Source organism: Comamonas antarctica (genome assembly GCF_013363755.1).
Taxonomy (GTDB): Bacteria; Pseudomonadota; Gammaproteobacteria; order Burkholderiales; family Burkholderiaceae_C; genus Comamonas; species Comamonas antarctica.
Genome location: NZ_CP054840.1, coordinates 2,963,337 through 2,977,353, shown reverse-complemented (window position 1 = coordinate 2,977,353; position 14,017 = coordinate 2,963,337). Strand labels below are relative to the sequence as shown.

Annotated in this window: 13 protein-coding genes; 6 read left to right on the top strand and 7 right to left on the bottom strand. The window is 67.6% G+C overall.

The window, feature by feature from the left end; translation table 11 throughout:
- Positions 1-62: 62 nt before the first annotated feature.
- The 7 genes from dnaG to HUK68_RS13710 form a co-directional block, all read right to left on the bottom strand.
- Complete coding sequence (dnaG, locus tag HUK68_RS13740; RefSeq protein WP_244146176.1) at positions 63-2,066, bottom strand: DNA primase; 2,004 nt, start codon at positions 2,064-2,066, stop codon at positions 63-65.
- 563 nt (positions 2,067-2,629) lie between these two features.
- The gene (locus HUK68_RS13735; protein WP_175504673.1) at positions 2,630-2,965 is read right to left on the bottom strand and encodes an SMR family transporter; all 336 of its coding nucleotides are present in this window, start codon (positions 2,963-2,965) and stop codon (positions 2,630-2,632) included.
- Positions 2,966-2,976: 11 nt separating this feature from the next.
- Positions 2,977-3,774, bottom strand: a complete 798-nt coding sequence (map, locus tag HUK68_RS13730) for a type I methionyl aminopeptidase (RefSeq protein ID WP_175504672.1) — start codon at positions 3,772-3,774, stop codon at positions 2,977-2,979.
- Positions 3,771-4,031: a ParD-like family protein gene (locus HUK68_RS13725; protein ID WP_175504671.1), complete on the bottom strand. Its 261-nt coding sequence runs from the start codon at positions 4,029-4,031 to the stop codon at positions 3,771-3,773. Before HUK68_RS13725 ends, map begins: the two co-directional genes overlap by 4 nt.
- A gap of 48 nt (positions 4,032-4,079) precedes the next feature.
- Entirely contained in the window at positions 4,080-5,624 is a 1,545-nt protein-coding gene (locus tag HUK68_RS13720) for a phospholipase D family protein (RefSeq protein ID WP_175505845.1), read from the bottom strand.
- Between the two features lie 85 nt (positions 5,625-5,709).
- A complete protein-coding gene (gene gltS / locus HUK68_RS13715; RefSeq protein ID WP_175504670.1) occupies positions 5,710-6,924 on the bottom strand; it encodes a sodium/glutamate symporter in 1,215 nt (404 codons plus the stop codon).
- Positions 6,925-7,091: 167 nt separating this feature from the next.
- Entirely contained in the window at positions 7,092-8,066 is a 975-nt protein-coding gene (locus HUK68_RS13710; RefSeq protein ID WP_175504669.1) for an NADPH:quinone oxidoreductase family protein, read from the bottom strand.
- A gap of 103 nt (positions 8,067-8,169) precedes the next feature.
- Here HUK68_RS13710 and surE point away from each other — a divergent pair, with 103 nt between their 5' ends.
- The 6 genes from surE to HUK68_RS13680 all read left to right on the top strand — a co-directional run bounded on the left by surE (position 8,170) and on the right by HUK68_RS13680 (position 13,837).
- Positions 8,170-8,952: a 5'/3'-nucleotidase SurE gene (surE, locus tag HUK68_RS13705; protein WP_175504668.1), complete on the top strand. Its 783-nt coding sequence runs from the start codon at positions 8,170-8,172 to the stop codon at positions 8,950-8,952.
- A 59-nt stretch (positions 8,953-9,011) separates the two neighbouring features.
- On the top strand, positions 9,012-9,734 hold the full coding sequence (locus HUK68_RS13700) for a protein-L-isoaspartate(D-aspartate) O-methyltransferase (RefSeq protein ID WP_390887788.1): 723 nt from the start codon (positions 9,012-9,014) through the stop codon (positions 9,732-9,734).
- Positions 9,735-9,746: 12 nt separating this feature from the next.
- Positions 9,747-10,607 (top strand): peptidoglycan DD-metalloendopeptidase family protein, encoded by an 861-nt coding sequence (locus tag HUK68_RS13695; RefSeq protein WP_175504667.1) that lies wholly within the window; start codon positions 9,747-9,749, stop codon positions 10,605-10,607.
- A 77-nt stretch (positions 10,608-10,684) separates the two neighbouring features.
- A complete protein-coding gene (locus HUK68_RS13690; RefSeq protein WP_175504666.1) occupies positions 10,685-11,683 on the top strand; it encodes an RluA family pseudouridine synthase in 999 nt (332 codons plus the stop codon).
- Between the two features lie 162 nt (positions 11,684-11,845).
- Positions 11,846-12,523, top strand: coding sequence for an SMC-Scp complex subunit ScpB (gene scpB, locus HUK68_RS13685; protein ID WP_175504665.1), 678 nt, complete (start codon positions 11,846-11,848; stop codon positions 12,521-12,523).
- A gap of 39 nt (positions 12,524-12,562) precedes the next feature.
- Complete coding sequence (locus HUK68_RS13680) at positions 12,563-13,837, top strand: pseudouridine synthase (RefSeq protein WP_244146173.1); 1,275 nt, start codon at positions 12,563-12,565, stop codon at positions 13,835-13,837.
- Positions 13,838-14,017: the final 180 nt, after the last annotated feature.

Sequence of the window (14,017 nt, the reverse complement as noted above, 5' to 3'; positions counted from 1 at the left end):
GGCCCGGAGGTGCTGCTGTCGCTCTTGCCGCTAACCCCTAATTATATCTTTGTCCAGCAATTTCAAGAGGAACTGCGGGTTTCATTTTGCAGAAAATGTAACCGATTGTATAAGTCACGCAGCTGTTGGGCCGCATGCGGATTGGTCGACACCGCCATCGCGGCAGCATGCGTCTGCTGCTTGATGTCGTCGATCAGGATGCGGTTGAGCACGCCGCGCAATTCGCGCCGCAGCTCGGCCAGCTCGCCTTCGGGCTGGGCGTGGGGGCCGGTCATCAAGCGTTCGGCCAGCGGCGCGACATGCGCCTCCATGCATTCCTGCAGCCGCTCACGCAGCACGGCCCAGGGTTGCGGCCCATATTCCTGAAATTGGGCCTCGAGCCACGCAAACAAGCCCCCGTGCGGCGCGGTGCAGCGCGACAGCGCATCGAAATCCTCGTGCGTGAGCTCTTCCATGAACTCCATGTGCGCCATCAGCAGCCGTGCGGCCTGGTCGGTGCGCGTCGCGGGCGTGCCGCGCGGACCGCGCGACGCGGCCTCGAAACGGTTAGCCGGCGGGCGCTCGCGCCCCCAGCTGCCTTTTTCCCATTTGCGTGCCTTGCCCTGGCCCGGGGTCCAGGCACCGCCGTTGCCGCCGTTCGGGCTGTAGCCCTGGCCGTAGCTCTCCAGCGGGGCGCCGTCGGGCGCCCAGCCCAGGTCGGGCGGCGGCCCCGCACTGTAGCCGGCGTCCATGCCGGTGGCCGGGGCGCTGCGCATGCCGGGGCGCGCCGGCTCCTTGCTCCACAGCTCGGTCAGGTCCTGCAGCTGCAACTGGGCCAGCTCGGCAATCTCGGCCAGCAGCTGGCGCTTGAGCACGCCGTCGGGCAGCAGCGTCCACAGCGGCCGGGCGTTGCTGGCCATGTGGGCCCGGCCCTCGGGCAGCCCCAGGTCGCAGCCTTCGCTGGCCGCGTCGATCAGGAAGCGGCTCAGCGGCTTGGCGTCGCCGACCTGGCGCGCAAACGCATCGGTGCCGAATTCGCGGATGAAGCTGTCGGGGTCATGTTCGCTGGGCAGGAACAGGAACTTGAGGCTGCGCGTATCGGTGGCATAGGGCAGCGCGGCCTCGAGCGCCTTGTGCGCCGCGCGCCGGCCCGCGCTGTCGCCGTCGAAGCTGAACACGACGGCATCGGTGAAGCGAAACAGCTTTTGCACATGGTCGGGCGTGCAGGCCGTGCCCAGCGTGGCCACGGCGTTGGCAAAGCCCAGCTGGGCCAGCGCCACCACGTCCATATAGCCTTCGGTCACGAGCGCATAGCCCATCTCGCGCAGCGCGTTGCGCGCCTCGAACAGGCCATACAGCTCGCGCCCCTTGTGGAAGACCGGGGTCTCGGGCGAATTCAGGTATTTGGGCTTCTCGTCGCCAAACACCCGGCCGCCAAAGCCTATGCACTCGCCCTTGACGTTGCGGATGGGAAACATCAGCCGGTCGCGGAAACGGTCGTAGCGCTTGTGGTCCTCCTCGTTGACGATCACCAGGCCGCTTTCCTGCAGCAGCGGGTCGTCGTACTGGGCAAAGACGCTGGCCAGGCTGCGCCAGCCTTCGGGCGCGTAGCCCAGGCCGAAGCGCGCCGCCGTCGGGCCCGAGACGCCGCGGCGCTTGAGATAGGCAATCGCGTGCGGCGAGTCCTTGAGGTGGCGGCGGTAGGCGTCGCCGGCTTTTTCCAGCACATCGCTGAGCGTGGCCTGCTTTTCCTTCTGCGCGGCCTGGCGCTGGCGCTCCTGCGGACTGATGTCGTCCTGGGGCACGACCAGGCCGACCTGGCCGGCGAGGTCCTGCACGGCTTCGACGAAGCCCATGCCGGCATGCTCCATCAGGAAGCCGATGGCGTTGCCGTTCTTGCCGCAGCCGAAGCAGTGGTAGAACTGTTTGGACGGGCTGACGCTGAACGACGGCGACTTCTCGCCGTGGAAGGGGCACAGCCCCATGAAGTTCGCGCCGCCTTTGCGCAGCTGCACATAGCGGCCGACGATGTCGACCACATCCACGCGGGACAGCAGCTCTTGGATAAACGATTGGGGAATGGACACCGGGCGTATTTTGAACCATCCGGCGCCGGCCCGGCCTTTCAGGGGCAAGGCGCAGCCGCTTGGGGCCCCCATGGCAGGGAATCCAGCCGGCCAGGACGTCGGCAACCGGTTAACCGGCGCGCCATAAAAATGGCCCGCACCTTGCGATGCGGGCCGGTCTCCTCCGCCCCGGTACGTGCCGGGGTGGTCCTCTGTTGTACGTTGCTTCCTGCCGTCAGGGGGCGCGGACGCGAGGTCAGCAAGTGGCCGAGGCCGGGCCCGAAGCAGGAACGGATGCCATTGTAGAAAGCCTGCGCAACGCCTGCCAGTGTTTTGTTTCTGCTAAATGATGTTTTATATAAGACATCAGACTTGAAACGCCCGAAAATTCGCCGGGCGCATTTTGTCTGCAGCGTAAGCCCTTGTTTTTGAAAATTATTTCAATATTTCAGTAAATGCAGAAAACCCAGGATCGGATGAATTCGTCCGAATTCCTGAGGATTTTCATGGGAATATATGTGTGAAAAAGGGGTATTCGGGAAATAGGCCCGGACTTTGGGTCCGGTCCCTCGACCCGCGCCGGGTCAGTGCCCCGCCGAAGTGGAAAACAGCTGGATCACCAGCACGCCCGCCACGATCAGCCCCATGCCGACCAGCGCCGCGGCATCGAGCGTCTGGCCCTGCCAGAACCAGGCAATGGCCGAGACCAGCACGATGCCCGCGCCGGACCAGATGGCATAGGCGACGCCCGTGGGCACGGTGCGCAGCGTCAGCGACAGGAAGAAAAAGGCCAGCGCATAGCCCGTGGCCGTGATGACCGAGGGCCACAGCCGCGTGAAGCCCTCGGCGCTCTTGAGGAACGAGGTGGCGATGACTTCGCAGACGATGGCCAGCGCGAGGTACAGATAGCTGATCGACATGGCAACCCGGGTCAGATGGCGGGGTAGTCGCCCGTGCCCTCGGGCCAGGCAGTGAGCACTTCATAGCCGGTCTCGGTCACGCAGACCATGTGCTCCCACTGCGCCGACAGCGACTTGTCATTGGTGATGACGGTCCAGCCATCGCTGAGCTCGCGCGTCGCAGCCTTGCCGGCATTGAGCATCGGCTCGATGGTGAAGATCATGCCGGGCTCGAGCTTCAGCCCCTGGCCGGGCACGCCGTAGTTCAGCACGTCGGGCGTGTCGTGGTAGATCTGGCCAATGCCATGGCCGCAGTATTCCTGCACCACGGTGAAGCGCTCGCGCCTGGCCACGCTTTCAATCGCATGGCCGACATCGCCCAGCGTCGCGCCGGGACGCACCGCCTGGATACCGGCGCGCATGGCCTCGTAGGCGGTGCGCACCAGGCGCCGCGCCTGGGCGCGCGGCTCGCCCACGACATACATGCGGCTGGTGTCGCCGAACCAGCCGTCCTTGATCAGCGCCACATCGACATTGACGATGTCGCCGTCCTTGAGCACCTCGCGGTCGGAGGGTATGCCATGGCACACCACATGGTTGACCGAGGCGCAGATGGTCTTGGTGTAGCCGTGGTAGCCGATGTTGGCAGGAATGCAGCCGAGTTCGTCGACGATGTAATCGTGGCACAGCCGGTCGAGTTCGTTGGTGCTGACACCGGCGCGCACATGCGGCACCAGCATCCGCAGCACCCGCGCGGCCAGCTGGCCCGCAAGCCGCGACTGGGCGATATCGGAGACGGTGTGGATGGGCGTGGTGCTGGAGCGCTTCATCGGGCCGCTCCGCTGGCTGGCTGCAGTGCGCGCGCCGGCGTGGGCAAGGCAAATGCCGCAGACGCGGCACCGCCCGGTGCGGCGGCCTGCTGGATCAGCAGCTGGCAGATATCCGAATAGTTCAGCAGCGGATGCAGCTCGGCCATCATGCCGACCCGCAGCCAGTGCTCTGCCTGGGCGTTGATGGAGCGGCTCAGGGCCGTGCTGGCGGTGCGCACGCTGTCATGCAGTGCGTCTGAAATTTTTACGATTCCCATGCGCTGGATTATACGTTCCATTACGTTTCGTATATTCCTTGGGGTGCCTCACAGCAGCCATTCGATCGGCAGCAGCATCAGCAAGCGCATCCACAGGCGTTCGAGCCAGTGGCTGCCGGGCTCGCTGCGGTACACGCTCGCCTGGTCTCCCGCGCCCGCATGCCATTCCAGCTGGCCGTGGGTATCGAGCAGCACGCGGTAGCTGCGCTGCGGAATCTGCAGGCTGAAGGCGTCGGCCACCTGGGCCGCCAGCTGTGGGTTGTCGATGACGAAACCGAGTTCGGTGTTGAGGTGGGCCGAACGCGGGTCGAAGTTGAACGAACCGACAAAGACCTGCTGTGCGTCGATGGCGAAGGTCTTGGCATGCAGGCTTGCGCCCGAGCTGCCGAACGGCCCCGGTGCGTGCTCCGCGGGCGCGGCGGGATCGGGGCGCATTTCAAACAGCTCCACCCCTGCGGCCAGCAGCGCGCGGCGCCAGCGCGCGTAGCCGGCATGCACGACGGCCACGTCGGTGGCCTGCAGCGAGTTGGTCAGCACGCGCACGCGGATGCCGCGCTGGCGCAGCTGCACGAAGGCGTCGACGCCGGCGCGCGTGGGCACGAAGTAGGGCGACACCAGGTCCAGCGTGCGCTGCGGCGTGCCGATGATGGGCGCCAGCTGCGTCACCAGCAGGCCTTCGGGCGCGGCGCGGTTCAGGCCCTTGGCCGGATCGTCGCTGACCATGCGCACCGGCGACCACGCCAGCGGCAGCTGCCCTTGCAGCAGCTGCTGCAGGAAGGGCGTTGCGGCCACGGCGCGCTGGTAGCGCTGCGTGCCGGGAGGCGGCGGTTCGGTGTCCGCCGGGGGTGGGCCCTTGGACCGCAGCAGGGCGCTCACCGGATAGGACGATTCACTGGCCCAGTAGCGGTCGAAATCCTCTGACACCTCAGGCACGATGGCGCCCACGGCCAGCACGTCGAGGTCGGTGAACAGCACGCCGTCGGTGGCGCCGAAATACTCGTCGCCGATGTTGCGCCCGCCAATCACCGTGGCCTGGTTGTCGGCGGTCAGCGACTTGTTGTGCATGCGCCGGTTGGCGCGCGCGAAGTCGGTCACGTAGCCCAGCGCCTTGGGGCGGCGCACGGCCATGGGGTTGAACAGGCGCACCTCGATGTGCGCATGGTGGTCGAGCGCGCGCCACTGCGCGTCGAGGCCCGAGGTGCCGACATCGTCGAGCAACAGGCGCACGCGCACGCCGCGCCCAGCCGCGGCGAGCAGTTCCTGGACCAGCAGCGCGCCGGTCGTGTCGCCGTGCCAGATGTAGTACTGCACATCGAGCGTGCGCTGCGCGGCGCGCATCAGCAGGGCGCGCGCGGCAAAGGCCTCGAGCGGATCGGACAGGGGATAGATACCGCTGTGCCCGGGATGCGCCACAGCCGCCGGGGCCAGCGCCTGGCCCAGACGCGTCGCGCGCGCGGCATCCAGGGGCAGGGCGTGGCTGGTGCTGCGGCCTTCCAGCGAGGGCAGGCCGCAGGCGCCGAGCCAGCCGCAGGCAAGCAGCAGCAGCACGCGCCAGCTGGTTCGCGCTTGCGGCCGCGCCGCGCCGCGCCCCATGCCTCCATCTCCCCTGACCGCGCGTTCGCGGCGCGGCGTGGCGGCGCCGGAGCGTCCGGGCGTGCGCAGCGGCATGGTGCTCACCTCATGGCAGGAACCGGATGAACAGCTGGATCATCGCGGCGTTGATGATGTCGATGAAAAACGCTCCGACCATGGGCACGATCAGGAACGCCTTGTGCGAGGGACCGTACTGGTTGGTGATGGCCTGCATGTTGGCAATCGCCGTCGGCGTCGCACCCATGCCGAAGCCGCAGTGGCCAGCGGCCAGCACCGCGGCATCGTAGTTCTTCCCCATCACGCGGAAGGTGACGAACACCGCATACAGCGCCATGGTGACGGTCTGCGCCAGCAGGATCACCATCAGCGGCGCGGCCAGGCCGCTGAGCTCCCAGAGCTTGAGCGACAGCAGCGCGATCGCCAGGTAGACCGACAGCGAGACATTGCCGAACAGGTCGATGGCCCGGTCGAAGACCTGGAAGTTGAAGAGGTAGTCAAGCGCGTTGCGCAGGACCACGCCCGCGCCCAACGCCCAGACAAAGGTCGGCAACTGGAGCGCCGTGCCGCGGGTGAAGCCGGTCATGAATTCGGCAAAGCCCAGGCAGGCGGCAAACAGCGCCAGCGTCTCGATCGCGGCGCTGGTGGTGATGAGGCGCACCTGCTGCGGATTCTCGAAATTGAGATCGCCGGGCGCGGCTACCGCCGCCGCTGGCGTGCCCGCAATGGCCTTGAGCTGGAATCGCGTCACCAGTCCCTTGGCGATCGGGCCCCCGATCAGCCCGCCGATCACCAGGCCGAAGGTCGCGCAGGCAATGCCCAGCGTGACCGCTCCCTGCACGCCATGCTCGTTCTCAAGCACCACGCCCCAGGCGCCGGCCGTGCCATGGCCGCCGACCAGCGTGACCGAGCCGGCGATCAGGCCGATCAGCGGGTCCAGGCCCATGGCCGCGGCCAGGCCGATGCCAACGCCGTTCTGCACCAGGATGAACAGGCTGATGATCACCAGGAACAGGACCAGGCCCGCACCGCCTTCGCGCAGCTTGGCGAAATTGGCGCTCAGTCCGATCGAGGCGAAGAACATCAGCATGAAGCCGGTTTGCAGATCGGTATTGAATGCCAGCGAGTAACCGGTGAACTCGTGCAGCGCATAGATCAGCGCGGCGGCCAACAGGCCGCCGGCCACGGGTTCGGGAATGTTGAAGTCGCGCAGGAAGCGTATGCGCTGGACCAGGAATTTGCCGACCAGCAGCACCAGGGCTGCGCAGAGGAGGGTGTAGTAGGTGCTGAAGCTCAGTTGCATGCGGGGGAAAAGCAAGGAGGCAGCGCGCGGTGCGCAACCAGCGGCCAGGGGCCCGGTCGGTACCACGCGCAGGGCGCCGGCCGGGAAAAAGGCGCGCAGTGTAGCACCCGCCCACTGGCTAACATAGGTGAGAACCCGCATCGGCGGCATGCCGCCGCCGGTCGCTTCTAGCGCGTCAGCACCAGCTTGCCCATCACCGCGCGCGAGCCCATGCGCTCGTAGGCCGCGGGCAGTTGCGACAGGTCCATCGTGGAATCAATCACCGGCTTGATCCTGCCCTCCTGGTACCAGTCGAGCAGCGTGGCCATCATCGCGGCGTTGGCCTTGGGCTCGCGCCGCTGGAATTCACCCCAGAACACGCCGACCAGCGACGCGCCCTTGAGCAGCGCCAGGTTCCAGGGCAGGGCGGGGATGGGGCCGGCCGCGAAACCGACCACCAGATAGCGGCCGCGCCAGGCAATCGAGCGGAACGCGGGCTCGGCCAGGTCGCCGCCGACCGGGTCGTAGACCACGTCGGGGCCCTTGCCGCCGGTCGCGGCCTTGAGCGCTTCGCGCAGGTCGGTACTGCTGTAGTTGATGGTCGCATCGGCGCCTAGCGACTGGCATAGCGCGCACTTCTCGTCGCTCGAGGCCGCCGCGATCACGCGCGCACCTGCGGCCTTGGCGATCTGGATCGCCGCGGTGCCGACGCCGCCGGCCGCGCCCAGCACCAGCACGGTCTCGCCCGCCTGCAGTTGGGCGCGGTCCATCAGCGCGTGGAAAGACGTGGCATAGGTCATGATGAACGCGGCCGCGTCGACCAGCGGAAAGTCCTCTGGCAGCGGCAGGCAGGCCGCGGCGGGCGCGATCACATGGCTGCCGAAGCCGCCCGTGCCGGTGAGGCTGGCGACGTTCTGGCCGACCTGCAGATGCGTGACGCCTTCGCCCACGGCGCGCACCACGCCCGCGTATTCCGAGCCGGGCACGAAAGGCAGCGGCGGCTTCATCTGGTATTTGTTCTGCACGATCAGCAGGTCGGGGAAGTTCAGGCTCGCGGCCTTGATTTCCACCAGCACCTCGCCGGCCTTGGGTTCGGGAGTCGGCAGTTCGGTCCATTCCAGCGCATCGACGCCGGTGGGCGTGGTACATAGCCAGGCATGCATCAAGGTCTCCTGTCGTTTTGTTGCAGGAATGATAGAAGCTGGGGCCGGCGGCGCTTGTCCCTGCGGTGACGGGTCGGACCGCGCCTACAATCCGCAGCATCCCATGAAAATCCTCATTTCCAACGATGACGGTTATCAAGCGCCCGGACTGGTCGCGCTTTATGAATCGTTGAAGACCATCGCCGATGTCGAGGTGGTCGCGCCCGAGCACAACAACAGTGCCAAATCCAATGCGCTGACGCTGCACTCGCCTTTGTACGTGCACCAGGCGCCCAACGGCTTTCGCTACGTCAACGGCACGCCGGCCGACTGCGTGCACATTGCTTTGACCGGTTTGCTGGGCTATCGCCCGGACCTGGTGGTGTCGGGCATCAACAACGGCGCCAACATGGGCGACGACACCATTTATTCAGGCACCGTCGGCGCGGCCATGGAAGGCTACCTGTTCGGTATTCCGGCCATTGCGTTCTCGCAGGTCGACAAGGGCTGGACCGAGATCGAGGCCGCGGCCGCCAAGGCGCGCGAGATCGTGCAGCAGATGCAGGCGCAGCAGCTGGTGGGCGAGGCGCCCTGGCTGCTCAACGTCAACATCCCCAATATGCCGCTCCATGCCATCCAGCCGCTGAAGCTGTGCCGGCTCGGGCGCCGGCATGCGGCCGAGCGCGTGATCATCCAGGAAAGCCCGCGCGGCGAGGCCATGTACTGGATAGGCAGCGCGGGCGCGGCCAAGGACGATGCCGAGGGCACGGATTTCCACGCCACGGCGCACGGCCATGTGGCGGTCACTCCGCTCAAGGTCGACCTGACCGACCACGACAACCTGCGCTACTGGGCGCAGACCGCGGCGCGCATGGTCGATCCCGAGGCCAAAGAGGCGGCGCCGTGACCCAGCGCAAACCCGGTTTTCCCACGTGGATCGCGGCCTCGGCCAGCGCGGCGCGGCCCGTGGCCAAGCCCGGCGCCAAGCCGCCGTCCGGGCAGGCGCCGCGCGCGGCCATGCCCGTGCCCATGGGCGTGGGCCTCGACTCGATGGCCGTGCGCAGCCGCATGGTGCAGCGGCTGGCGCAGGGCGGCGTGAGCTCGCAGCCGGTGCTGCAGGCCATGGCCAGCGTCGAGCGCCATCTTTTCGTCGACAGCGCGCTGGTCAACCAGGCGTATGAAGACACGAGCCTGCCGATCGGCCTGGGGCAGACGATTTCCAAGCCCAGCGTGGTCGCGCGCATGACCGCACTGCTGCTGGGCGCCGAGTGCGCACGCTCCGGCCTGGGCCGGGTGCTGGAGATCGGCACCGGCTGCGGCTACCAGGCGGCGGTGCTGGGCCGGGTCGCGCAGGAGGTCTATTCCATCGAGCGCCTGCGGGGCCTGCACGAGAAGGCACGCACCAATCTGCGGCCATTGCGGCTCGCACATGTGCATCTGCTGTTCGGCGACGGTATGCTAGGGTATGCCCAGGGTGCGCCCTATGCGGGAATCATCGCCGCCGCGGGTGGCGATGCCATTCCCGACGCGTGGTGCGAGCAGCTGGCCGTCGGTGGACGGCTGGTGGCGCCCATGGGCAACGGCGCAGGCGGACAGAGTTTGCTGGTCATCGACAAGACCTCCTATGGACTCAAGAGGACCGTTCTCGAGGCAGTGAACTTTGTCCCTTTAAAATCAGGTATTGCCTAAAAGGGATTGCTTATGTTGGTATCGCGAAGTCTTGGGGCTTGGGGATCTGTGCTGCTGGCGGGTTTTGTGCTTGCCGGCTGTGGTTCACAAGTGAACAGGGCTCCAGTGGAAGATCGGGGCACGGCCTCGTCGGGAGGTTCGATGTCGTCGGCGGCGCCGGCCAAGCCGCTGCCGGGCGCCGAGAACGCCGGCAAGCCCGGCTATTACACGGTGCGTCCGGGTGACACGTTGATCCGCATCGGCCTGGAAAACGGCCAGAGCTGGAAGGACATTGCGCGCTGGAGCAATCTGGAGAATCCCAATCTGATCGAGGTGGGTCAGGTGGTGCGCGTGGTGCCGCCCGCTTCGTCGACGGCCTCGTCGGCGGCGCCGGTGGACTCGGGCAGCGGCCGCGGCGTCGCGCCGGTGGTGGTCGCGGGTGGCGATCCTGCAGCCCCGGCCACGGTGCTGCCTGGCGCCAGCACTCCGGCCAAGCCTGCGGCTTCGGCGCAGACCGGCTCCGACGACAATCTGGGCTTCATCTGGCCCGCGTCGGGCAGCCTGATCGCGGGCTTTGATGAGGCACGCAACAAGGGCTTCGACATCGCGGGCAAGGCCGGTGATCCGGTGATCGCCGCAGCGGACGGCCGCGTGGTCTACGCCGGCGCCGGCCTGCGCGGCTACGGCAACCTGATCATCCTCAAGCACAACAACACCTACCTGACGGCCTACGCGCACAACCAGACGCTGCTGGTCAAGGAAGACCAGAGCGTGCGCAAGGGCCAGAAGATCGCCGAGATGGGCAGCACCGATGCCGACCGCGTGAAGCTGCACTTCGAAGTGCGCCGCCAGGGCAAGCCGGTCGATCCGGCGCGGTATCTGCCGGCGCGCTGAGGGCTTTTGCCGAGTTCCGTCCCGGGACGGAATCCAACCACAGCGCATGGGGCAACCCATGCGCTGTTGCTATTTATATGAACCCCCATTCCCTTGACTCGGACCCGGCCCTCAACGAGGACGCCGGCGCGCTCGAAGAAGAAGTTCTCGAGACGCGCCAGGCGCCCGTGGGCATCGAGCTGCACGGCACGCGCCTGGACAAGGCGCTGTGCGCGCTGGTGCCCGAGTTCTCGCGCAGCTATCTGCAGCAACTGCTGGCGCTGGGCGCGGTGCAGGTCAACCAGCGCGTGGTGGAGAAAGCCGCGCTCAAGGTCAAGGCCGGGGACCAGTTGCGCATCGAGATGCGCCCCACGCTGCAAAGCCAGGCCTTCCAGCCCGAGGCGCTGCCGCTGGACGTGGTCTACGAGGATGAACACCTGCTCGTGGTCAACAAGGCGCCCGGCATGGTGGTGCATCCCGCGCCCGGCAACTGGAGCGGCACGCTGCTCAACGCGCTGCTGGCGCGCGATCCGGGCGCGGCCGTGGTGCCGCGCGCGGGCATCGTGCACCGCCTGGACAAGGACACCAGCGGCCTGATGGTGGTCGCGCGCGACCGCCTCACGATGGATGCGCTGGTGACGCTGATCGCCGCGCGCGATGTGAGCCGCCAGTACCTGGCGCTGGCGCACAAGCCCTGGCTGGGCGCGCGCACCTGCACCGTGGACCGCGCCATCGGCCGCGATCCGCGCAACCGCCTGAAGATGGCGGTGGTCGATCTGGCCCAGCATCCGGGCAAGACCGCGAAAACCGATTTCGCGCTGGTCTCGGGCGGCGACGAGGGGGCGCTGGTGCACTGCACGCTGCACACCGGCCGCACGCACCAGATCCGCGTGCACATGGCCTCGATCGGACATCCGCTGGTCGCCGACAGCACCTATGGCGGCCACCCGGCCGCGGGCATGCAGCGCCAGGCCCTGCATGCGTTCCGGCTGGCGTTCGTGCACCCGATGACCGGCAAGCCGCTGGAGTTCCACGCGCCGCTGCCGGCCGACATGCAGGCAGCCTGCGATTCCTGGGGGTTAGCGCAGTCCGCCTGAGCGATTTGCGCGGCTGGGCTACAATCCGCCCCAGGTTCCGGCCTGTGCTGCGCCCGTGTGCACGGCGCCAGCCACGCCCGAACGCCCGCCGGCGCAGCCGCTTTGCTGCCCGTCTCCCCTGAAGCCCCGCCACCGGGGCGCGTTACCCCGAGTCGCTGCACCATGAATACGGTCGATGCCAAACGGGTTCTGGAAACTGCTCTGATATGCGCGCCTTTGCCGGTCTCCGTGCGAGACCTGCGGGCGTTGTTTGACGATGCACTTGGAACCGACACTGTCAAAGGCCTGCTGCTCGAGTTGCAGCAGGACTGGGCGCTGCGCGGCGTGGAACTGGTGCAGGTGGCGTCGGGCTGGCGTTTCCAGAGCCGCCCGGAGATGCGCATCTACCTCGACCGGCTGCATCCCGAGAAGCCGCCGCGCTACACGCGCGCGGCGCTCGAGACGCTGGCCATCATTGCCTACAAACAGCCGGTCACGCGCGGCGACATCGAGGATATCCGCGGTGTCACCGTGAACAGCCTGCTGATCAAGCAGTTCGAGGACCGCGGCTGGGTCGAGGTCATCGGCCACCGCGAAACCGTGGGCCGGCCCGCGCTGCTGGCAACGACGCGGCAGTTCCTGGACGACCTCGGACTGCAATCGCTGGACCAGCTGCCGGCAATGCAGCCCGGCGTGCCGCAACAGGACCTGTTCAAGGCCCTGGAAGCGCAAGGCGACGCGGAAGCTTCCGCGCCGCAGGCCGAAACGGCAGGGGCCGCGGCAGAGGAGCAGGAGGGCGGCGACACGCCGCAGGACAGCACCGGCCCGGACGGCCAGGCGTCTCTCCTGCCCCAGGTTTGAATGAAAGAAGTCTCGCGTGATGCGACACAGGAAAACGATATGAACGATTCGACGGCGGATAAAGACGGCAAGCTCAACCCGGTGCCTGATGCAGACGCAAGCCAGGACGCACGTCCCGCAGCGCGCCAGCGCCCCCAACCGCGCCCGCGCCCGCAGCAGGTCAAGGGAGCCTTCGGCAAGGGCCCGCGCCGCAACACGGCGGTGCCGGCGGCCGCTGCCGCGCCCGGCTTTGATTTTGCCGATGTGGTGGCCGGTGAGCTGGATGCCCAGGAACTGCAGCCCGAGGACGCGGCGCTGGCCAAGCGCGTGCTGACGCCGCAGGCGGAATCGCCCAAGCTGCACAAGGTGCTGGCCCAGGCCGGCATGGGCTCGCGCCTGGAGATGGAAAAGCTGATTGTCGAAGGCAAGATCTTCGTCAACAACGAGCCGGCCCACGTCGGCCAGCGCGTGCAGCTGGGCGACCAGATCAAGGTCAACGGCCGGCTGATCCGCTTTCGCGTCGAGGGCCCCGAAGCCCGCGTGCTGGCCTACCACAAGCCCGCGGGCGAGGTGGTGAGCCATGACGATCCGCAGAACCGCCCGACGGTGTTCCGCCGCCTGCCGCGCCTGCACCAGGGCAAGTGGCAGTCCATAGGCCGTCTCGACCTGAACACCGAAGGCCTGCTGCTGTTCACCAATTCCGGCGACCTGGCCAACAACCTGATGCACCCGCGCTTCGGCCTGGAGCGCGAGTACGCGGTGCGCGTGCTGGGCGCGCTCAACAAGGAAGAAAAGCAAAAGCTGCTTGACGGCGTCAAGCTCGAGGACGGCGAAGCCGCTTTCGGCTCCATCGAGGATGGCGGCGGCGAAGGCGCGAACTGCTGGTACCGCGTGACCATTTCCGAAGGCCGCAACCGCGAAGTGCGGCGCATGTTCGAGGCCGTGGGCCACGCCGTGAGCCGGCTGATCCGCATCCGCTACGGCGCCATGCTGCTGCCGCGCGGCCTCAAGCGCGGCGCGTTCATGGAGCTCGACGAGAAGGACATCCAGGCGCTGCGCCAGGCGGCGCGCAACCCCGAGGAGCAGGCGGCCGAGCGTGCCGAGCGCGCGCCGCGGGGCCGGGCTTCGGCACCGGCGCCGGCGCGCAAGGGCGGCGGCATCTTTGCCGCGCGCACCGCGGCGCCGAGATCCGGCCCGGGCCGCAAGCCCACGCAGGCCGGCGAAGCCCAGGCCGATCCGCTGAAGACCACGCCTGGCTACATCGGCGAAGACAGCCTGGCGCGGGCGCGCAAGGAAACCAAGCGCGCCACGGCCCAGCGCCGCGGCCGCCGCTGAGCGGAGGCGCCTAGCTGGGGGCGCCTAGCTGGGGGCGCCTAGCTGGGGGCGCCTAGCTGGGCGCCGGGCAGGGGAGGCGGGCGGCTTGCTGCCGGCAGTCCCCGGTGGAGAGTCAGGTGTATGCCTGAGATCGCTAGAATGGGAGGTTTTGTTCTTACGGACAAAAATCTTTAAAACCCC